Source organism: Lacinutrix salivirga, assembly GCF_053604675.1.
The window spans coordinates 1-20,765 of sequence record NZ_JBSHNP010000105.1 but is presented as its reverse complement, the minus strand read 5'-3'; the positions used below and the strand labels follow the sequence as shown (position 1 = coordinate 20,765).

General features: G+C 32.2%; 21 protein-coding genes. 20 read left to right on the top strand and 1 reads right to left on the bottom strand.

Annotated features, from left to right (window positions below):
• Positions 1–16 precede the first annotated feature (16 nt).
• The 19 genes from gcvH (at position 17) to tsaB (ending at position 16,818) form a co-directional block, all read left to right on the top strand.
• Positions 17–397, top strand: coding sequence for a glycine cleavage system protein GcvH (gene gcvH, locus ACVC5O_RS08705; protein WP_452221093.1), 381 nt, complete (start codon positions 17–19; stop codon positions 395–397).
• A complete protein-coding gene (locus ACVC5O_RS08700) occupies positions 384–764 on the top strand; it encodes a VanZ family protein (RefSeq protein ID WP_452221092.1) in 381 nt (126 codons plus the stop codon). Before gcvH ends, ACVC5O_RS08700 begins: the two co-directional genes overlap by 14 nt.
• A gap of 62 nt (positions 765–826) precedes the next feature.
• Positions 827–1,546: an energy transducer TonB gene (locus ACVC5O_RS08695; protein ID WP_452221091.1), complete on the top strand. Its 720-nt coding sequence runs from the start codon at positions 827–829 to the stop codon at positions 1,544–1,546.
• A gap of 120 nt (positions 1,547–1,666) precedes the next feature.
• On the top strand, positions 1,667–2,464 hold the full coding sequence (locus ACVC5O_RS08690) for an energy transducer TonB (protein WP_452221090.1): 798 nt from the start codon (positions 1,667–1,669) through the stop codon (positions 2,462–2,464).
• Between the two features lie 168 nt (positions 2,465–2,632).
• A complete protein-coding gene (locus ACVC5O_RS08685; RefSeq protein ID WP_452221089.1) occupies positions 2,633–4,759 on the top strand; it encodes a gliding motility protein RemB in 2,127 nt (708 codons plus the stop codon).
• A gap of 216 nt (positions 4,760–4,975) precedes the next feature.
• Positions 4,976–5,869, top strand: a complete 894-nt coding sequence (cyoE, locus tag ACVC5O_RS08680; protein WP_452221088.1) for a heme o synthase — start codon at positions 4,976–4,978, stop codon at positions 5,867–5,869.
• Between the two features lies 1 nt (position 5,870).
• Complete coding sequence (locus tag ACVC5O_RS08675) at positions 5,871–6,452, top strand: cytochrome c oxidase subunit 3 (RefSeq protein ID WP_452221087.1); 582 nt, start codon at positions 5,871–5,873, stop codon at positions 6,450–6,452.
• A 47-nt stretch (positions 6,453–6,499) separates the two neighbouring features.
• On the top strand, positions 6,500–7,501 hold the full coding sequence (locus tag ACVC5O_RS08670; RefSeq protein ID WP_452221086.1) for a cytochrome c oxidase subunit 3: 1,002 nt from the start codon (positions 6,500–6,502) through the stop codon (positions 7,499–7,501).
• A 48-nt stretch (positions 7,502–7,549) separates the two neighbouring features.
• Positions 7,550–7,930, top strand: coding sequence for a cytochrome C oxidase subunit IV family protein (locus tag ACVC5O_RS08665; RefSeq protein WP_452221085.1), 381 nt, complete (start codon positions 7,550–7,552; stop codon positions 7,928–7,930).
• A 78-nt stretch (positions 7,931–8,008) separates the two neighbouring features.
• A complete protein-coding gene (locus tag ACVC5O_RS08660) occupies positions 8,009–8,728 on the top strand; it encodes a hypothetical protein (protein WP_452221084.1) in 720 nt (239 codons plus the stop codon).
• Complete coding sequence (locus ACVC5O_RS08655; RefSeq protein WP_452221083.1) at positions 8,721–9,476, top strand: SCO family protein; 756 nt, start codon at positions 8,721–8,723, stop codon at positions 9,474–9,476. The genes ACVC5O_RS08660 and ACVC5O_RS08655 overlap by 8 nt, the downstream gene beginning before the upstream one ends.
• A 112-nt stretch (positions 9,477–9,588) precedes the next feature.
• Complete coding sequence (locus ACVC5O_RS08650; RefSeq protein ID WP_452221082.1) at positions 9,589–10,137, top strand: DUF420 domain-containing protein; 549 nt, start codon at positions 9,589–9,591, stop codon at positions 10,135–10,137.
• Between the two features lie 33 nt (positions 10,138–10,170).
• Positions 10,171–10,389 (top strand): hypothetical protein, encoded by a 219-nt coding sequence (locus ACVC5O_RS08645; protein ID WP_452221081.1) that lies wholly within the window; start codon positions 10,171–10,173, stop codon positions 10,387–10,389.
• Positions 10,390–10,489: 100 nt separating this feature from the next.
• Entirely contained in the window at positions 10,490–11,191 is a 702-nt protein-coding gene (locus ACVC5O_RS08640) for an ABC transporter ATP-binding protein (RefSeq protein WP_452221080.1), read from the top strand.
• On the top strand, positions 11,184–12,413 hold the full coding sequence (locus tag ACVC5O_RS08635; protein ID WP_452221079.1) for an ABC transporter permease: 1,230 nt from the start codon (positions 11,184–11,186) through the stop codon (positions 12,411–12,413). Before ACVC5O_RS08640 ends, ACVC5O_RS08635 begins: the two co-directional genes overlap by 8 nt.
• Complete coding sequence (locus ACVC5O_RS08630) at positions 12,406–13,647, top strand: ABC transporter permease (protein WP_452221078.1); 1,242 nt, start codon at positions 12,406–12,408, stop codon at positions 13,645–13,647. The genes ACVC5O_RS08635 and ACVC5O_RS08630 overlap by 8 nt, the downstream gene beginning before the upstream one ends.
• Positions 13,648–13,699: 52 nt before the next feature.
• Positions 13,700–14,815 carry an efflux RND transporter periplasmic adaptor subunit gene (locus ACVC5O_RS08625; protein ID WP_452221077.1) on the top strand — a complete coding sequence of 372 codons (1,116 nt, stop codon included), beginning with the start codon at positions 13,700–13,702 and terminating at the stop codon, positions 14,813–14,815.
• A complete protein-coding gene (locus ACVC5O_RS08620) occupies positions 14,802–16,133 on the top strand; it encodes a TolC family protein (protein ID WP_452221076.1) in 1,332 nt (443 codons plus the stop codon). Before ACVC5O_RS08625 ends, ACVC5O_RS08620 begins: the two co-directional genes overlap by 14 nt.
• A gap of 1 nt (position 16,134) precedes the next feature.
• On the top strand, positions 16,135–16,818 hold the full coding sequence (tsaB, locus tag ACVC5O_RS08615; protein WP_452221075.1) for a tRNA (adenosine(37)-N6)-threonylcarbamoyltransferase complex dimerization subunit type 1 TsaB: 684 nt from the start codon (positions 16,135–16,137) through the stop codon (positions 16,816–16,818).
• On the opposite strand, the gene ACVC5O_RS08610 is transcribed toward tsaB, so the two are convergent.
• On the bottom strand, positions 16,815–17,621 hold the full coding sequence (locus ACVC5O_RS08610) for a mechanosensitive ion channel family protein (protein WP_452221074.1): 807 nt from the start codon (positions 17,619–17,621) through the stop codon (positions 16,815–16,817). The genes tsaB and ACVC5O_RS08610 overlap by 4 nt on opposite strands.
• A 427-nt stretch (positions 17,622–18,048) precedes the next feature.
• On the opposite strand from ACVC5O_RS08610, the gene ACVC5O_RS08605 reads away from it, so the two are divergent.
• On the top strand, positions 18,049–20,765 hold a 2,717-nt coding region (locus ACVC5O_RS08605), incomplete at its 3' end, for a choice-of-anchor L domain-containing protein (RefSeq protein WP_452221073.1).

Genomic DNA, 20,765 nt, shown 5'->3' with positions numbered 1-20,765 from the left:
AAATTAAATAGTACAAATGAACATACCAGCAGACTTAAAATACACCAAAGACCACGAGTGGATTAAAATTGAAAACGATACCATAACAGTAGGAATAACAGATTTTGCACAAAGCGAATTAGGAGATATTGTATATGTTGAAGTAGAAACTTTAGACGAAACCTTAGATGCCGAAGAAGTTTTTGGTTCTGTAGAAGCCGTAAAAACAGTTTCAGATTTATTTTTGCCTGTTGCAGGTGAGATTATAGCGTTTAATGAAACTCTAGAAGACGAACCTGAAAAAGTAAACACAGACCCTTATGGAGAGGGTTGGATGATTAAAGTTAAAGTGTCTGATGTTAGTGACCTAGAAACTCTAATGTCTGCCGAAGAATACAAAGAGCTTGTTAGCGCTTAAAAAATTAATCCCTTATGGCTGTGTGTTATACACAGTTGTATTAGCTGTTTTAAGCTTAATAAATATAAGTGATAACCTTATAGATATGCAGTCCAATAAGGACAAAGCATATCATGGTTTAGCCTATGCAATTTTAACACTGCTTTGGTTTTTAACTTTTTTTAAAACATTAAAATACCAAAAAGTTAAAGCCATTACTCTTGCAGCTTTATTTGCAGTAGGTTTTGGTATAATTCTTGAGGTATTACAAGGACAACTTACAAGTTATAGATCTCCAGATTTAAAAGATGTTTACGCTAATACTTTTGGAGTGCTACTAGTAACTGTATTAATAGTATTATTATATAGGCCAGAAGTTAAAAATTAACATTCACTTGTTTTTTTGACAAAATATTGGTTATTTTAGCAATCAGGTAAAAACAACACATTATGGAACCAAAGAAAAATCCAAATTCAAACGTAGGGCGTAATAGCTCACTGTATATTGCAGTAGGTTTAGCACTTATGTTATTCTTGTCTTACACAGCAATTAATCATAAAACTTACGATAAAGAAGCTATCGATATAGGTATGATAGATTTAGGTGATGAGTTAGAAGAAGAAATTCCGATTACTCAAACGCCAGAAACACCTCCACCTCCACCACCTCCACCAGCAGCTCCAGAAGTAATAGAAGTTGTAGAAGATGAAGAGGAAGTAGAAGAAACAGTAATAGAATCTACAGAAACTAGTCAGGAAGAAGAAATTGTTGAAGTTGAAGAAGTAGAAGTAGAAGAAATTGAAGAAGATGTTGAAGTTTCTTTTGCCGTTATTGAAAACGTTCCAATTTTCCCTGGATGTGAATCTGGAGATAATAACGCTAAGAAAAAATGTATGTCAACAAAAATTAAGCAATTTGTAACCAAAAAGTTTAACGTTGATTTAGCACAAGACCTAGGTTTAGATAGTGGTAAACAAAAAATTAATGTATTTTTTACTATCGATAAAGATGGTAGTATTACAAACATAAAAACACGTTCGCCGCATCCAAAATTAGATGACGAAGCTAAGCGTATTGTAAATAAATTACCTAAAATGCAACCAGGTAAACAAAGAGGAAAGCCAGTTAAAGTAACTTTCTTTTTACCAATTACTTTCGCAGTAGAGTAGATATAAGCTTACATTTTAATAAAAAATATAAAATCCCGTTACAAATAATGTAACGGGATTTCTTTTTTGGTACGCTTATTGTTAATTCTTCATAATATTAACATTTAAACTATAATTATTATGAAAGACTTAAACAAAAGTCGAAATCTTGTTCGCCAAAACAAGGTTTCAGTAAAAACATCACAAAAGCATGATGTAAATTTACGAAAAAACTCAACGCTCTACTTTCAGGTTGGGTTAATTCTTTGCCTATTATCTGTGTACGCAGCTTTAGAAATGAATTTTAAAGCAGAAACTGCACGTGTTATTAATGAAACTGCTTTCGCAGAAACCGATGCGATTTATGTTGTAAAACCTTTTACAGTAGAACCTGACACAAAGCCTGAGCCTAAAGTTAAAGACAATCCAAAAACAAAAACACAACTGATTGATGAATATGATTTAACCGAAGATACTAATGATTTAGCAAAAGATTTGGATATTGTTACAGAACCAATTAAGCCTGAAAAAAGAGAAGTGTATGATCCAAATAAAGCAGATGATCCTGTAGATGAACCAGAACCAGAATCATATTCTATTTTGGCTGTACATAAAGTACCAGTGTTTCCTGGTTGTGAAAGTGCAGGAAGTAAAAGCGATCAAATTAAATGCATGTCTGATAAAATGGGAAAATTTATCTCTAAAAAATTCGACACTTCCGTTGCAGATGATTTACAAGGAAAACAAAGAATATTTGTGTACTTTAAAATAAATAAACAAGGAGAAATAGAAATTATAAAAACCAGAGCAGCACATAAAGCGCTAGAAAGAGAAGCAAACCGTGTAGTTAATAAGTTTCCTAAAATGAAGCCTGGTTTAGTAAACAATAAGCCTGTAGAGATTTTATACACCATTCCTATTACGTTTCAAGTAGAGTAATTTTATATTAAATTTATAAAAGGCGTTATTAATCAAGTAGTAACGCCTTTTTTTTGTTTTTATAATCCTTCAAATAAATTCAAATTTAGGAGCATTTGTGTAAAAGTATTCGGTATTAATCAAAAAACAGTATCTTTCGGCAGCATAAAAATCTTCAATAGTAACCCAATGAAAAAATTACTTTTATTTGTTTTTTTTCTTATTCAGTATTCAACATATTCACAAACTCAACCGCTTTCTGAAAAGCCTCCAGTTTTTGATACCTGTAAGGATTTAGATATTGCAACGCTTCAAAATTGTTTCAATAATAAAGTATATCAATTACTTTTTGAGAACTTTAAAGTTCCTGAAATAGTTTCGACAGAAAATTACAAAGGTGAAGTTGTTGTTTTATTCGAAGTAAATAAAGAAGGAGAATTTAAAGTTATTTATACAGATGCGTTTTATCCAGAATTAAAAACGGAAGCGCTTAGGACTTTTAGTGAATTTCCGAAAGTAGAACCAGGAACATATAATGGCAATCCTACTTTTAAACGCTATTCTATAGCATTAAAAATTCCGTTAATAGACCAAACCACAGCATTACAGCCTATTACAAGTATCGCACAACAACAAACACAAAATCCAGAGAATGCGCTTACAGCACTAGAGCAAAAAGCAAAAAAAGAGTTTGATAGTGTTACAGCTGCAATAGTGCCTTACACAAATAAAGCATTTAAGAGTGAGCTAAATATCCCTTTTACGCACAGTTACTATTCTAATTTTGAACGTTCAATAAACGTTGTTGGCACTAATAGTCATACAGCATCTAAACCGTTAATGTATAGCGATGTGTCTAATTATTATGATTTTGAAGCAGCTGAAAACAAATTAAAAAAAGAAGCGACTACATGGTTAGGAAGAAAAACTTGGAACGAGCATTTAGCACAAATACAAGGTAAAAACTATTGGTTTACAATAGATCCTATTTTCGATTTACAAGCAGGGAAAGATTCTGAAGCAGAATTTAATACAACTTTTAATAATACAAGAGGAATTTTTATCCAAGGCGGATTGGCAAAGAATTTTAATTTTTCGGCTTCGGTGTATGAAAGCCAAGGACGTTTTGCACAATATTACAACCAATATGCCGAAAGTTTAAAAGCCTTTGGTCCAGATCCTGCCATAATTCCTGGTCGCGGAATTGCCAAACGTTTTAAGAAAGACGCTTACGATTATCCTGTGGCAGAAGGGTATTTATCCTACTCGCCTTTAGATTTTATTAATATACAATTTGGGCATGGGCGTAATTTTATTGGAGATGGTTACAGATCGTTATTAACAAGTGATGTGGCTAGTCCTTATCCTTTTTTAAAATTGAACACCAAATTCTGGAAAATAAAATATACCAATACCTGGTCGTGGCTTAGAGATGTGAGACCAGAAGTGACCGAAGATGGTGCATTTAAAACCAAATATATTGCCAATCATTATTTAAGTTGGAATGTCTCTAAACGATTAAATCTTGGCTTTTTTGAATCTGTTGTTTGGACAAATAGTAACGATAGAGGTTTTGATATTAACTACTTAAACCCAGTTATTTTTTACAGAATGATTGAGTTTGAAACAGGACAAGATGCCGGAAATGCCTTATTAGGACTTTCAGGAAAGTACAAATACAACGATAATATTAATATTTACGGACAGTTTATTTTAGATGAATTTTCTCTAGGTGATATTACTGGAGGTCAAAAAAGCTGGAAAAATAAATATGGTTACCAAATTGGAGCAAAATATTTTAATGCTTTTAAAGTAAAAAACTTAATGTTGCAAGCAGAATATAACCAAGTACGTCCATACACTTATTCTCACAATAGTATAACCTTAAATTACGCACACAATAACCAATCTTTAGCGCATCTTTGGGGAGCAAATTTTAAAGAGTTAGTAATGATTGGTCGTTATAATTACAACAGGTGGTTTGGAGAAGCAAAATTTATTTTTGGAAAAAGAGGTTTCGATTTTAATACAGAAGACGATAGTTTTGCCTATGGAGGCAACGTGTTTACTACCGAAAATGATAGACCATTTGAAACAGGCGTAGAAATAGGACAAGGTATTACTACAAACACAATTAATGCAGAGTTACAAGCAGGTTATTTAATTAATCCTGCTACAAACCTAAAAGGCTTTGTGTACATAGGGTTTAGAGATTTTAATCCTGAAGCTAATAAAGCCAGTTTAGCAAGTAGCAATACTGTGTGGTTTAGTTTAGGTTTGCGAACAGACTTATTTAATTGGTATTTTGATTTGTAAAATTGAAAAGTTTCAGATTATAAAAAGCTTAGAATACAAAAAAAATCTTATAACTATAGGTAATTTAACATTGATTAAGATGAACATTATTCATATTTTAATCAATCATATATAGTTTTATTCACTATAAACAAAAAGCCTGTCTTTTTTACTATAAATTTACTTTTACACTGTATCTTTGCAAAAGCAAAAAACGAGCAATACTAAGATCCTGTTTTGAGTACTACAATTACATCTACACAAAAACACTCTATAATTTCAGATTTTAAAGAAATCACGAAAATGCGTTTAGCATTAAGCGTTGTATTCTCTTCTATAGCAGGTTATTTATTAGGCGCAGAGACAGTACAGTTTTCTACAGTTGTACTATTAGCTTTTGGTGGTTATTTTATGGTTGGAGCATCTAACGCATACAATCAAATTATAGAAAAAGATTTAGATGCTTTAATGCATCGCACAAAAAACCGTCCAATTCCTGCAGGACGAATGTCTGTAACTACAGCGTTTATTATTGCAACTATTTTCACACTTTTAGGGATTGCTATTTTATATAGTATTAACCCTCAAACAGCATTATTTGGAGCGATTTCTATTTTTTTATATACTTGCGTTTATACACCATTAAAAACTAAAACACCTTTATCTGTTTTTGTAGGTGCAATTCCTGGTGCAATCCCGTTTATGCTAGGTTGGGTTGCAGCAACAAACGATTTTGGTATTGAGCCAGGAACCTTATTTGCTATTCAGTTTTTTTGGCAATTTCCTCATTTTTGGGCCATAGGTTGGTTTTTGTTTGAAGACTACAAAAGAGGAGGGTTTTTTATGTTGCCAACAGGTAAGCAAGATAAAGGCACAGCAGTGCAAACTATAATTTATACAGTGTGGACGATATTATTATCTCTAGTACCAGTTTTAGGAATCACTGGTCGATTAGAGCTTTCAATTTTTGCTGCAATACTCGTTTTATTATTAGGGCTTGGTATGCTGTATTTTGCAATACAGTTGTTTAAAAAAATGACCGAAAAAGCGGCCAAACAACTTATGCTATCTAGCGTGTTGTATATTACTTTATTACAAATTGTGTATGTAGCCGATAAATTTATAAGATAATATGGACTTAACTCAAGGAACTTTAAAAGAGAAAACAAACAGATCTAAAAAAATGATGCTTTGGTTTGGTATCGTATCTTTAGTAATGTCGTTTGCAGGATGGACAAGTGCATTTATTGTAAGTAGCAGTAGACCAGACTGGCTAAGCGATTTTAAAATGCCAACCGCATTTTTAATAAGTGTTTTTGTAATTATTTTAAGTAGTATTACTTTTTATATTGCGAATAAAGCAACAAAAAAAGGCAATAGACAGTTGGCAACTGCCATGCTAATTACAACATTTGTATTAGGCGTGTTTTTTATCTTCAATCAAATTTCTGGATTTCAGCAAATAATAGACGATGGATATCATTTTACAGGTCCTACAAGTAATGTAACTATGTCTTACATTTACTTAATAGCAGTTGTACATATTTTACATGTCGTGGTAGGTTTACTATGTTTACTCTACGTAATTTATAATCATTTTAAACAAAAATATGATGCAGAAAATATGCTTGGACTAGAACTAGCAGGCACTTACTGGCACTTCGTAGATTTTCTGTGGTTGTATCTCTTTTTATTTTTGTCTTTTTTTAGATAAATAAAATCATTATTTTTGTGCAATATTTATAATACTAAATAACCAATATGGACACTACAGTTATTACTACTGAAACAGAAGGTAAAACTTGGGCTGGTGGAAATCAGCCACTTAAAGTAAGTTACGGAAAAATGATGATGTGGTTTTTTATCGTTTCCGATGCTTTAACGTTTTCAGGATTTTTAGCTGCTTATGGCTTTTCTAGATTTAAATTTATTGATTCTTGGCCAATTGCAGACGAAGTATTTACTCACTTTCCTTTCTTACATGGTGTAGAAGCACCTATGTATTATGTGGCATTTATGACCTTTGTCTTAATTATGTCTTCTGTGACTATGGTACTTGCCGTAGATGCTGGACACCACATGAATAAGAAAAAGGTAACATGGTACATGTTTTTAACAATTATTGGTGGTATTATATTTGTTGGTTCGCAAGCTTGGGAATGGAATACCTTTATAAAGGGAGAATACGGAGCAGTACAAACTAAAGGTGGAAATATTCTCCAATTTGGTGAGTATAAAACTATAGATGGAGAAGAAAAGTTTAAGCGTGTTGCTGTTGCTGATTTTGCAAAAACAATACCAGACGAGCGTGTACAACACGTAAGAAAAAATGGATTATGGTTTGTTGGAGAAAATGCTTTGCCAGCTTACACTATAAATGAAGTTTACGAAGGTTTAAAAGCAAATAGTAACGTACTAGTAAGAACACAAATAATTAATGACGATGGTCATAAAACAGTACTCTCTAGAGAAGAATCCTTAAAACAAATAAAGGATAATGGTAAACTATTTGTACAAGGAGCAAATCTTCATGTCAATGAATATGGACCTGCACTCTTTGCAGATTTCTTTTTCTTTATAACAGGATTTCATGGATTTCACGTATTTTCTGGTATAGTTATTAATATCATTATATTTTTTAATGTAATTTTAGGAACTTACGAGCGAAGACAAAATTACGAAATGGTTGAAAAAGTAGGATTATATTGGCACTTTGTCGATTTAGTTTGGGTATTCGTATTCACATTTTTCTACTTAGTATAATTAAAAAAATTACCGTTTTCTTTAAAAGAAAATTTAACAACATACAAAATGGCACACGAACATAAATTAGCAATATTTAGAGGACTTCTAAAGTTTAAGTCCAACACTCAAAAAATTTGGGGTGTTTTAATTTTCTTAACTATAGTAACAGCAATTGAAGTTGTTTTAGGTATTATAAAACCAGAATCTTTAAATAGTCATTTTTTAGGAATGAAGTTACTAAACTGGATTTTTATTATACTTACCATAGTAAAAGCCTACTATATTACTTGGGATTTTATGCACATGAGAGACGAAACTAGTGCGTTTCGTAAAATGGTAGTATGGACTGGTATTTTCTTAATTTGTTATTTAATCTTCATTCTTCTACAAGAAGGAGGTTATATTGAAAGTGTATATACAAATGGATACGTTAAGCGAGATTTTTAATTAAAAATATACGTTAAATTATAGAAAAAGGTGGTTTATTTAAACCACCTTTTTTATTTTTGCATCTCTATAAAAGCTATGAAAAATAAAGACATCAAAAAGTATATAGTATTAAGTATATTGTTTGTACTTCCTGTTGTTTTTTTAATCATGCTCTATCCTGCAAAACACAATTATAATACATTAGAAGTTGTTAAAGAGAATGTTTTAGATTTTGAAAATCTAAACTCTAATACTAACTCCCAAATAACACTTAAAAACCATTTGTCTGTTGTCGCTTTTTTTGGAAACAATCCCGAAGAAAATATAATACCAGCTTCCAATTTAAAGGAAATGGTTTACGATAAATTTAAAGGGTTTAAAAAATTTCAGTTACTAGTAGTTACGCCTTTAGAAGCAAAAGAAGAAGCTAAGCGATTAAAGCAAGAATTAGCAAAGTATAGCGAATTAAAGTATTGGCATTTTGTGTATTTAAACGCTAATGATATAAAGCGATTACATAATAGTTTTAGTACAAGAGAGGATTTGGACGCTAACTTCGCAACGCATCAAGTTTATATTATAGATAAAGAATTAAATCAACGTGGACGCCTAGACGATCGCACAAAAATGGAAATAGAAGCAGGCATGTTGGCCTATCCATTAGTAGCCTATAATTGTAACAAAGTAGCTATTTTAAAAAATAAAATGAGTGACGATATGCGTGTGCTATTTCAAGAAGTTAGAGAAAAGCGTAAAGGCAACTTCGATTCTAATTCTCGTAGAGCAAACGATTTAAAAAATAACAACAATGAGTGATAAGAAAACAAATTATTCATATATAGGTATTGCATTTATAATTCTCTTATTCGGAATCATTTTTGTACCAAAAATAGTAGATAGATTAAAGAATAGCGATGTTACTAGAGATGAAAGCAGAAGTGTAACTATTTCAACAAAAGAACACTCTAAAAAAGTTTCAGATTTGTCCTTTTTAGAAATTAATGGAGAACGCAAAAGAGTACCAGAATTTAGTTTTACCAATCAGGATGGAAAAACAGTAACAAACAAAGATTACTTAGGTAAGGTGTATGTTGTAGAATTCTTTTTTACTACCTGTCCTACGATTTGTCCTCGTATGAATAGAAACTTGGTTGACATTCAAAACGAATTTACAAATCATAAAGATTTTGGTGTTGCATCTTTTACAATTATGCCAGAAGTAGATACACCAGAAGTTTTAAAGGCTTATGCCGAAAAATACGAAATAACAAATCCTAATTGGAATTTGTTAACAGGAGATGAACAAGCTATTTTTAAACTTGCCAATGTTGGTTTTAATATTTTTGTTGGTAAAGTAGAAGATGATGATATAGGTTTTGAACACTCAGGAGATTTTGCTTTAATTGATAAAAATGGGTTTATGCGCTCTAGAAAGGATGCATTTGGCAACCCAAAAATATTTTATAAAGGAGTAATTAGTGAGCAAGAAAAACTAGATGAAGATGGTAATGAACAAGAAATCACAATGCTAAAGGAAGATATTGCAAAACTATTGAATGAATAAATAAAAAGCAGCTAGCGTCTCTTTTAAAGAATGTATTTAGAATTACACTGATTAATTTTAAAAAAATTAGTATGTCATTCAGAACGAGGAACGAAGTGAAGAATCTTAAATAATGAATACACCAGAGAACATACAAAACGAGAAAAAATACAATAAATGGATTGTTGCGTTATCTATAATTATCCCTTTAGCAGTAGCAGGACTTTTTGGTATTAAACTTAAAGATTTAGGAATTAATGTAGAACCATTAACCTTTTTACCGCCCATTTACGCTACTATTAATGCAATTACAGCATTAGTTTTAATTATCGCTGTGGTAGCCATAAAAAAAGGAAACCGTAAATTACATGAGCGCTTAATGAAGTTGGCAATTTCACTATCTGTTTGCTTTTTACTCATGTACATTGCGTATCACATGACCAGCGATTCTACTAAATTTGGAGGAGAAGGTACTATTAAATATGTGTATTTCTTTATTTTATTATCACATATATTATTGTCTGTAATTGTAATTCCATTTGTACTAATAACATACGTAAGAGCCATTAGTAATAATTTCGAAAGACATAAACGTATTGCTAAAATAACTTTTCCGTTGTGGTTATATGTAGCAATAACAGGTGTTATTGTATATTTAATGATTTCGCCTTATTATGTATAATGTCTGTTCGAGCGCAGTCGAAAACTGTTTAGTATGAAAAACAAATTATTTTTATTGCTTTTCTCACTCTTTTCTTTTTTAAGAGCAAACGCGCAATGCGCAATGTGTAGAGCAGTTTTAGAAAACGAAGTCGACCAAACAGCTGCAAAGGGTATTAACGATGGTATAATTTATCTTATGTCTGTGCCATATATTTTGGTTGGTATTATTGGCTTTGTGATTTATAAAAAGTTTTCCAAAAAAACCAACTAAGTATTTTTTAACATTTTATTAATACAATTGGTGTAACAAAATGGGTCCTTTGTAGTCTAATGGTTATTATGTGTACTCATAATGCAAAAAACCACCAACAATGTTAAAAATAGAAAAACTACACAAATCCTACCCTATAGGAGATTCTAGTTTACATGTATTAAAAGGAATTGATCTGTCTGTAGAAGCTGGCGAGATGGTAGCGATAATGGGTTCTTCAGGATCAGGAAAATCAACCTTACTTAATATTATAGGAATGCTAGACGAAGCAGACGAAGGCAATTATATTTTAGATAATGTTCCTATTAAAAATTTAACCGAAAAAAAAGCAGCTATTTATAGAAACAAATTTTTAGGTTTCATCTTCCAATCCTTCAATTTAATAAACTATAAAAACGCTTTAGATAACGTTGCTTTACCATTATACTACCAAGGTTTAAAACGTAAAGAGCGTGTAGAAAAAGGATTATTTCATTTAGAAAAAGTAGGATTAAGAGACTGGGCAAACCATTTACCAAACGAATTGTCTGGTGGACAAAAACAACGTGTTGCCATTGCAAGAGCATTAGCAGCAAATCCAAAATTATTATTAGCAGATGAGCCAACAGGAGCTTTAGACACTAAAACGTCGCACGAGATAATGGAGTTTATTCAATCCTTAAACGATGAAGGTAAAACCATTTTAATGGTAACGCACGAAGAGGATATTGCAAGTATGTGTAAACGTATTGTAAGACTTAAAGATGGTGTTATTATGGAAGATGCATTTGTAGAACAAGTAAGAGCCTCTAAGTATGTTTGATAGAGACCTCTGGCGCGAAATATTTCAAAGTATTAATATGAATAAAACCAGAACATTACTTTCTGGTTTTACAGTAACCTTTGCGATTTTATTATTTGCCTTACTTTTTGGGATGACTAATGGGTTGCTAAACACCTTTGATTCTGCTTTTGTAGATGATGCCAAGAATTCTATTTTTATTAATTCAGGAAGAACTTCAAAAGCCAGTAATGGTTTACAAGCAGGACGACAAATTCAATTTGAAAATAAAGATCAGAAATGGATTGAAGAAGAATTTGGCGATAAAGTACAATATATTACCTCAAGAATCTATTTAAATGTTGTTGCAACTTTTAGAAACGAAAAAAGCAATTATAGTGTTCGTGCGGTAAATCCAGACCATCAGTTTTTAGAAAATACATTAGTAACTTATGGACGCTACATTAACCAATCAGACATTTTAAACAAAACTAAGGTTGTTGTTATTGGTCGTTTAGTAGAAGAAGATTTGTTTTTAAAAACTACAGCAATAGGTAAATATATAAACCTTAATGGCATTCAATATAAAGTAGTAGGTGTTTTTAGTGACGATGGAGGCGATAATGAAGAACGCTTAATTTATATGCCAGTGAGTACAGCACAACAAATTTATGGTAATAACGACCATGTAGATCAAATAAACCTGACCTACAATCCAAAAATGGGTTTTGATGAAGCTATTGGTTTTAGTAATGTACTTACCAAAAAATTAAAAGACCGTTTTATGGTCTCTCAAAACGATCAACGCGCTATTCGTGTTCGAAATTTGGCAAACGAATCTAAAGCAGTTGGGCAAATGACATTTATTTTAGGCATACTTGTTTTAGTTATTGGATTTGGAACTCTAATAGCAGGTATTGTTGGGATTAGTAACATTATGATTTTTATTGTAAAAGAACGTACAAAAGAAATTGGAATCCGTAAAGCACTTGGAGCTGCTCCAAAATCCATAGTATTAATTATTCTTTTAGAATCTATTTTAATAACAATTATAGCTGGATTTCTTGGCTTATTATTAGGTATGGGAATTTTAGAATTAATAGGACCAAGTTTAGAAAAATACTTTATAAAAGACCCTTATGTAAGTTTAAATTTAGTAATTGGAGCAACTATAACTCTTATTATTGCAGGAGGATTAGCAGGCTATTTGCCAGCAAAAAAAGCATCGAGAATTAAACCAATTGTAGCACTTAGAGATGATTAGATTTTTATTAGAAAGAGATACGTGGCAAGAGGTTTACGATAGTTTAACAAAAAACAAACTTCGTACTGCACTAACTATGGTTGGTGTTTGGTGGGGAATTTTATTGCTTATTGCTCTATTAGGTTCTGCTCGTGGTATAGAAAATTCTTTTAACCGTTTGTTTGGAGATTTTGCAACCAATAGTGTTTTTGTTTGGGCGCAAAGTACTAGCAAACCGTTTAAAGGTTTCCAAGAAGGCAGACAAGTACAGCTTAAAATAAGCGATGCAAAAAAAATTGAAGAAAATGTAGATGGAATTGAGTTTGTGGTGCCAAGAAACAGAAACCAAGCATTAGTTATTCATAAGTTTCTGTCCGGAAATTTTAGTGTTAGTGGAGATTACCCTTTGTTAGATCAAGTACAGAAAAAGAAAATGATTAAAGGGCGTTTTATTAATCAAACAGATATAGACGAAAACCGAAAAGTCGTTGCCATTTCAGAAGAAATATACAAGCAACTCTTTGAGAAAGATGCTGAAATGATTGGAGAATATATTCAATTAAACGGTATGAATTTTAAAGTAGTTGGTATGTTTGAAACAGGAGGAGACATGGGTCCATCAGACGATATGAATATTCCGTTTACTACTTTCCAACAAATCTATAATATGGGAGAAAATATAGGATGGATGATGATTACAGGAAAGCCAGAGTACGATATTTCTCAAATCGAATCAGACGCCAAACTAATTTTAAGAAACTTAAATAAAGTACACCCAGAAGATAATCGTGCCTTTGGTAGTTTTAACCTTGGTAAAGAGTTTGCAAAAATCACAGGATTTTTAACAGGTATGCAAACACTAACCTGGTTTGTGGGTATTGCAACATTGTTTGCTGGTGTATTTGCTATTGGTAATATTTTACTTATTACAGTGAGAGAACGTACAAAAGAAATAGGAGTTCGTCGTGCACTTGGAGCAACACCTTTTGAAATAAAACGACAAGTAATATTAGAGGCTGTCTTTATAACTTTAATAGCAGGTTTGTTAGGTATTATAAGTGGAGGCTTATTACTAATGTTTGCAGACGCACAGGTTGGCCAAGGTCCAGATGCTGTTTTAGTAAACGCCTCTGTATCTATTACAGTAGTGTTTATTGCATTAGCTATACTAATAATCTTAGGGACATTAATAGGTTTAATACCAGCATTTAAAGCAACAAGTATTAAACCAATAGACGCTTTAAGAGAAGAATAAATCAATCAAAAAAAAAAATTATAACTAAACCAAAGAGTAAATCAAAATCAAAATGAAAAAAGCATTAAAAATTATAGTAGGATTAGGACTGCTCGTAGCACTTTTATTTGTGCTGAAGTATTTTAAAGATTCTAATTCAAAATCTGTAGAAGATTTTAAAACTGCAACTCCATTTTACACTTCAATAAACACAAAAACTGTGGCAACAGGGAAATTAAACCCAGAAGAAGAAGTAGAGTTAAAGCCTCAAATTTCTGGTATTATAGATAAGATTTTAGTAGAAGAAGGAGATATTGTTAAAAAAGGAGATCTTATTGCAAAAATTAGAGTTGTGCCAAACGAGCAAAGTCTAGTAGGAGCTAATGGTCAAATTTCTTCAGCAAAATTAGCCTATAACAATGCTAAAACCTTATACGATAGAAATAAAACGTTATTTGAAAAAGGAGTAATTTCTAAACAAGATTTCGAAAATAGCGAGTTGTCTATGAATCAGGCAAACGAAACACTACGTCAAGCTCAAAATAATTACCAAATTATAAAAAGAGGATCGCTTTCTGGAGGTGGTTCTGCCAATACAAATATTACGGCTCAAATTCCAGGAACCATATTAGAAATTCCTGTAAGAGAAGGGGATCAAGTTATTGAAAGCAATAATTTTAATGCAGGAACCACAATCGCTTTTATTGCAGACATGAGCAAAATGATTTTTGAAGGCAAAGTAGATGAGGCAGAAGTAGGTAAGTTAGAAGAAGGAAAAGACATTAAAGTTATTTTAGGAGCCATTGGCGAAAAAGAATTTCCAGCAAAATTAACATTCGTAGCACCTAAAGGAAAAGAAGAAAATGGCGCTGTACAATTTACAATTAAAGCAGATGTAGAAGTAGAGCAATCTACTAAAATTAGAGCAGGTTATAGCGCAAATGCCGAGATTGAAATGGAAGCGAAAGATAGCGTTATGGTTATTAAAGAATCTTTACTTCAATTTAATAGAATTACAGAAAAGCCATTTGTGGAAGTGGAAAAAGAGGATGGTAAATTCGAAAAAATTAATGTAGAATTAGGCCTTTCAGATGGAATAAATGTAGAAATTACTGAAGGTGTAAAAGAAGGAGATAAAATCAAGGTTTGGAATAAAGCCTCAAAAGAAGATAACGATGATGAAGATTAATAAAAACCATATACTAATTCTACTATGCGCTTTTAGTGTTAGTATTTTCGCACAAGACAAAAAATGGACATTACAAGAAGCTGTAAACCATGCGCTAGAAAATAATATTTCTGTGCAACAAGCACAAAATACATTATTATTAAATGAGCAAGATATAAAAGCAGCAAAAGGGCAATTTTTACCTTCTGTTAATGGTAATATAAATCATTCATTATCATTAGGGAATAGAGAGCTTTTTCCAGGTCAGTTTGTAGATAGAACAGACAACAGTACAGGTGTAAATATAGGAGCAAACCAAACAATTTTTAATGGCTTTAGGTTAACAAATTTATACAAGCAGTCGCAATTAAATTTAGAAACCAATCAATTAGAATTAAACAGAATTAAAGATGATATTTCTTTAAATGTTGTAAACGCATATCTTAATATTCTATTTAATAAAGAAAATTTAGCAACAGCTCAAGCACAATATAAATTTTCGCAAACACAGTTAAGTCGTGTTAAAGAGCTAGTTGATGCAGGCGTACAACCAAGGGCAAATATTTACGATGCGGAAGCTACTTTAAGTAGAGATTTACAAAGTGTAACAATAGCAGAAAACAATTATGACTTAGCATTGTTAACGCTATCTCAATTATTACAAGTGCCTTTTCAAGGCTTTGATGTTGCAGTAATCGAGGTGGATAATCCATCGTCAACATTGCTTTACGATGATATTGCACCAATTCTCAATTATGCTTTTGAAAATAGATACGAGGTAAAAGTTGCTGAAAAAAATATTGAAAGTGCAGAGCTTGGAACAGAAATTTCTAAAAGTGGATTTTTACCAACAGTTAGCGCAAGCTACGGTTTTGGTTCTAACGTATTTTTCACAAATTTAGTAGATACAGAAGCTTCTTTTTTCGACCAATTAAATAACCAAAAAGGGCATCGTTTTGGATTAAATATTGGCATTCCAATATTTTCACAATATCAGAATAAAACGGCAGTAGCAAAATCTAAAATCCAAGAGGAGAATGCGAAGCTAGGTTTAGAGCAAACAAAACTAAATTTAGAAGCAAACATACAGCGTGCATTTACAGATGCTAAAGCAGCATTTAGAGCTTACGAAGCAGCAAAATCTTCTTTAACAGCGCAGCAATTGGCTTTCGATAATTCTAAAGAGCGTTACGATATTGGCGCTATGAATGCATTTGATTTAGAACAAGCAAGAATACAACTTGTTAATGCAGAAGCATCTCTAATTAACGCAAAATATGATTTTGTATTTAAAACAAAAGTTTTAGATTTTTATTTAGGTAAACCAATTACAGAATAACTTGGCTTATATTTTAAATATAGAAACTTCAACAACAAACTGTTCAGTCTCACTGTCTAAAGATGGAGAGACTTTGTATTTAAAAGAAGATTATAGCAATAATTATTCTCATGCAGAGCGTTTACACGTTTTTATAAATGAAGTGTTAGAGAAGTCTAAAATAAAACCTGAAGACTTAAGTGCAATTGCAGTAAGTAAAGGACCAGGATCTTATACTGGCTTGCGCATAGGTGTTTCGGCTGCAAAAGGATTAAGTTATGCTTTAAATATTCCTTTAATTTCTATTTCAACATTAAAAGCTTTAGCGAGTCAAGTCGAAGTTGAACAAGGGTTAATAATTCCTATGCTAGACGCAAGACGTATGGAAGTGTATTCGGCTATTTTTTCTTCAGAATTAAAAGAAATAAGAACTATAGAAGCACAAATTTTAGATTCGCAATCTTTTAAAGAAGAGTTATCTAATGGTCTAGTTTACTTTATAGGCAATGGCGTAGAAAAAACAAAAACCATTATAAAGCATGAAAATGCAGTTTTTGTTGAAGGAAAACTACCTTCAGCACACCAAATGAGTACGTTGGCCTTCGAAAAATATAAAAAAAGCGACACCGAAGATGTCGCTTATTTTGAGCCTTATTATTTAAAAGATTTTGTGGCATTAAAGCCAAAAACAAAAGTAAATAATTAGTTTTCTTTATGTATTTCTACTTGATGTGGGTAAGGAATTTCTATTCCTGCAGCATCTAATGCTTCTTTGGTCTGCTCGGTAACGTCAAAATAAACAGTCCAGTAATCTTCAGTATTACACCAAGGTCTTACAGCAAAATTAATAGAGCTATCGGCTAATTCCATAACGTTTACTGTTGGAGCAGGATCATTTAATACCTTTGGGTGAGAAGTTAACACATTCATTAATACCTCTTTTGTAGTTTTAATATCAGAGTCGTAACCTACACCATATACTAAATCAACTCGTCTTGTCCCTTCAGTAGAATAATTAATTATGTTACCATTAGATAAGGCTCCATTTGGTATAATTATTTCTCTATTTGATAAGCCAACCAATTTAGTAGTAAATATCTCTATTTCTTTAACTACGCCAATTTCGCCTTGAGCTTCTATTAAATCTCCTACTTTTATAGGTTTAAAAATCATAAGTAAAACGCCTCCAGCAAAATTTCCTAAAGACCCTTGTAAAGCTAAGCCAACAGCTAAACCTGCTGCAGCTAAAATAGCAGCAAACGAAGTAGTTTCTACACCAAGATTAGCTAAAATGGCTAATATTAAAAGTATTTTTAAAATCCATCCAACAAGATTTATTAGAAATTTTTGAAGACTAATATCAAAACCTCTTTTTGTCATTACATTTCTAGTCGTTTTTATGAGTTTTTTAATTACCCACGAACCTACTATCCATATAACAATTGCTCCTAAAATCTTAATGCCATATTCAGAAGCTAAAATAATTCCTTTGTCAATCCACTTTTCCATAGTTTTAAATTTATATTAATGTTATGTAATTCTACAACAAAAATGTTTTTTCTATATCAAATAAAAAAAAATGTTGTAAAATTATCTTTGTATGACTTATAAACTAGACAAACAGTACTGTTTTGTAAGTATTAACAGAAAATCAAAAACAATTATAGATATCAATTTTATCAAAATCATTTCAAAATTAAAAATTATGATAAGCTTTATATCTATTGTTATGTATTAAAATTAACGCGTTAAAACACAAAACTATTAAAAGCTAAATTCTGATTAGCTTTTAAATACGTATTTAATAACTTTTTGTTCTAACATAAGATTGCTTTTAGTCTTTAAATTTAATATGTTAAAAAGAGGTTTTATGAGTATATAAACTTAAGTTTTTAACATATATTTAGTATAATTGTAAACTATTTAATCCATTATTATGAAACGATTATTACTCTTTATACTCTTATTTTCATTCTTTTATAGTTTTTCGCAAGATATTTTAATGCAAGATGGTACAGTAAATAACTGTGGTGGAACTTTTTACGACACAGGAGGATCTGCAAATAGCTATTCTAATGATGAAGATTTTACAATAACTATTTGTCCTGATGGACCAGATCAAACTATACAATTAGTATTCAATTCATTTAGCACTGCATTATTAGATAATTTAACTATTTACGATGGTGATGATACTACAGGAACCGTTATAGGAACTTACTTTGGTAGTACGTCGCCACCAGGTACAGTAACCGCAACTAACCCTTCAGGTTGTATTACAATTAATTTTGTAAGTAATGCCACTAATACTGGTCCAGGTTGGGAGGCAGAAATAAATTGCTTGCAAGCTTGCCAAACTATTACGCCAGCTATAGATAGTACAAATCCAATGGCAAATGGAGCAGGAGTGGTTGAGGTTGGAGCTGGTGTGTCTGTAGATTTTAATGGAAGTGCTACTTTTTCTGAGGACGACACAGGAGCAACATACAATTGGGATTTTGGAGACGGAACAAATGGAGTAGGAGCGTCTGTTTCTCATACATTTACAAATGCAGGAACATACACTGTAACCTTCTCGGTAACAGATGCTAATCCTACAGGTTGTACACAAACAACAACTATAGATGTTGTTGTATTAAGTCCCTATATTCAAGTAGATCAAACCACTTATACTACTGAACAATTAATTACTGATGTTTTAATAGATAGTCCCTGTGCAGCAGTATCAAATATTGTAGGCGTAACAGGTACAAATTATGGGAGTTCTAACGGAATAGGTTATTTTTCTGGAAGTAATGGTGCATTCCCTTTTGATAGTGGATTAATATTGTGTTCTGGAGATGCTAATGCTGCAGAAGGGCCTGAGTCAGGAACCCAAAGTAACGGTAATAACGCTTGGGTTGGTGATGCAGACTTAGAAAATGCTATACCTGGTTTAAATATTAGTGGTACTACAAATGCATCATACATTGAGTTTGATTTTGTGCCTATTGCAAGTAGTATAAGTTTCGAATTTATTTTTGCTTCTGAAGAGTATGGTACTTTTCAATGTACGTTTACAGATGCTTTCGCATTTTTATTAACAGATCAAACCACTGGTATAACAACTAATTTAGCAATAGTTCCAGGAACAACAGATGTTGTTTCTGTACTCAATGTTAGAGATAATGCTTATAATGCTGGTTGTGCATCTGCAAATGTCACTTTTTTTGATGAGTATTATGGTTTTGGAGGTGCAGATCCTGATTCAAGTCCAACAAATTATTTAGGAAGGACTGTACCAATGACAGCCTTTTCAAATGTAACTCCTAACAACCCATATTCTATTAAACTAGTAGTTGCCGATGATGCAAATAATGGTTCTGATACTGCATATGATGCAGCTGTATTTTTAGGAGCAGGTACATTTAGTCTTGGAGGTGATTTAGGAGATGATATTACTATTGCAGCAGGTAATGCTGTGTGTCAAGGTAATCCTATTGTATTAGATACTAATGTGCCTGGAGCAACACACACTTGGTACCAAGATGGTGTTGAAATTCCTGGAGAAACAGGTCCTGTAATTAATGTTAATGATGCAGGAGTATATAGTGTTGATATTGTGTTTTCTGCCACTTGCCAAGCTAGTCCAGATCCTATTACTATTGAGTTTATTCCAGGTCCTACTGCCAATCCTGCACTAAATTTAACCTCATGTGATTCTGGTGCTGGAGCAATTTTTGATTTAACCGAAAATGATGATGATGTATTAGGCACACAATCTTCCACAGACTTCACAATAATATATTACGAAAGTCAAATGGATTTAGATAATGATAATCCAATTGCAGATCCAGAAAACTATGCTGGTACAAATGGAGGATTGCCAATTTTTGCTCAAATTGAAGATGCTTTAACTCAGTCTTGTTCTTCTTCAACAACTTTTACATTAACTTCTTTTAGTAATATTATTAACCCAGTTACAAACATTACAGAATGTGATACTTTGCCTAATGATACTATGGCAGAGTTTAATTTGGAAGCTCAAACACCAATTATTTTAGGGACTCAATCTAATACAGATTACATAGTAACTTATCATAATACTTTAGCTGACGCAACTGCAGATACTGGAGCTTTATCTAGTCCTCATATTGGTGCAGATGGAGATCAAATTTTTATACGTATAGAAGCAACATCAGATTCAACCTGTTTTACAGTAAGTCAATTACCAGAAGAATCATTTTTTCTTGAAGTTACACCAAGAGAAAATTCCACCTTCACCATGACATCAAGTTGTGTAGGCGGCACAGTAGATGCAGGTTCGGTAGTCACGCCAGGCGGCAGTTTTGATTTCAGCACACCAGTAACCGATGGCGCATTAATAGATATGGCCACAGGCGAAGTGACAATGGGAACACCAAGTGCGACCTATCTAGTAGAATACACAACAAATGGTGCCTGTCCAACCACTACAGCATTTAGTTTAACCCTACTACCAAGCGAAGACTCAAGTTTTAGTTACACACCAAATTGCGAAGGCGGTTTAGTCACCACAGAAGCCACACCAGGCGGAACATATATTTGGACAGCACCAGCACCAACCGATGGCGCACTATTAGATAGCGCAACAGGCGCAATCACCTCAGGTATTCCAGGTGCAACCTACTCAGT

What these genes read in the sequence shown, in the direction of transcription:
- gcvH (WP_452221093.1), top strand. Translation starts at nt 17, where the DNA reads ATGAACATACCAGCAGACTTAAAATACACCAAAGACCACGAGTGGATT.
- ACVC5O_RS08695 (WP_452221091.1), top strand. Translation starts at nt 827, where the DNA reads ATGGAACCAAAGAAAAATCCAAATTCAAACGTAGGGCGTAATAGCTCA.
- ACVC5O_RS08690 (WP_452221090.1), top strand. Translation starts at nt 1,667, where the DNA reads ATGAAAGACTTAAACAAAAGTCGAAATCTTGTTCGCCAAAACAAGGTT.
- ACVC5O_RS08685 (WP_452221089.1), top strand. Translation starts at nt 2,633, where the DNA reads ATGAAAAAATTACTTTTATTTGTTTTTTTTCTTATTCAGTATTCAACA.
- ACVC5O_RS08675 (WP_452221087.1), top strand. Translation starts at nt 5,871, where the DNA reads ATGGACTTAACTCAAGGAACTTTAAAAGAGAAAACAAACAGATCTAAA.
- ACVC5O_RS08670 (WP_452221086.1), top strand. Translation starts at nt 6,500, where the DNA reads ATGGACACTACAGTTATTACTACTGAAACAGAAGGTAAAACTTGGGCT.
- ACVC5O_RS08665 (WP_452221085.1), top strand. Translation starts at nt 7,550, where the DNA reads ATGGCACACGAACATAAATTAGCAATATTTAGAGGACTTCTAAAGTTT.
- ACVC5O_RS08660 (WP_452221084.1), top strand. Translation starts at nt 8,009, where the DNA reads ATGAAAAATAAAGACATCAAAAAGTATATAGTATTAAGTATATTGTTT.
- ACVC5O_RS08655 (WP_452221083.1), top strand. Translation starts at nt 8,721, where the DNA reads ATGAGTGATAAGAAAACAAATTATTCATATATAGGTATTGCATTTATA.
- ACVC5O_RS08650 (WP_452221082.1), top strand. Translation starts at nt 9,589, where the DNA reads ATGAATACACCAGAGAACATACAAAACGAGAAAAAATACAATAAATGG.
- ACVC5O_RS08645 (WP_452221081.1), top strand. Translation starts at nt 10,171, where the DNA reads ATGAAAAACAAATTATTTTTATTGCTTTTCTCACTCTTTTCTTTTTTA.
- ACVC5O_RS08640 (WP_452221080.1), top strand. Translation starts at nt 10,490, where the DNA reads ATGTTAAAAATAGAAAAACTACACAAATCCTACCCTATAGGAGATTCT.
- ACVC5O_RS08635 (WP_452221079.1), top strand. Translation starts at nt 11,184, where the DNA reads ATGTTTGATAGAGACCTCTGGCGCGAAATATTTCAAAGTATTAATATG.
- ACVC5O_RS08630 (WP_452221078.1), top strand. Translation starts at nt 12,406, where the DNA reads ATGATTAGATTTTTATTAGAAAGAGATACGTGGCAAGAGGTTTACGAT.
- ACVC5O_RS08625 (WP_452221077.1), top strand. Translation starts at nt 13,700, where the DNA reads ATGAAAAAAGCATTAAAAATTATAGTAGGATTAGGACTGCTCGTAGCA.
- ACVC5O_RS08620 (WP_452221076.1), top strand. Translation starts at nt 14,802, where the DNA reads ATGATGAAGATTAATAAAAACCATATACTAATTCTACTATGCGCTTTT.
- ACVC5O_RS08610 (WP_452221074.1), bottom strand. Translation starts at nt 17,621, where the DNA reads ATGGAAAAGTGGATTGACAAAGGAATTATTTTAGCTTCTGAATATGGC.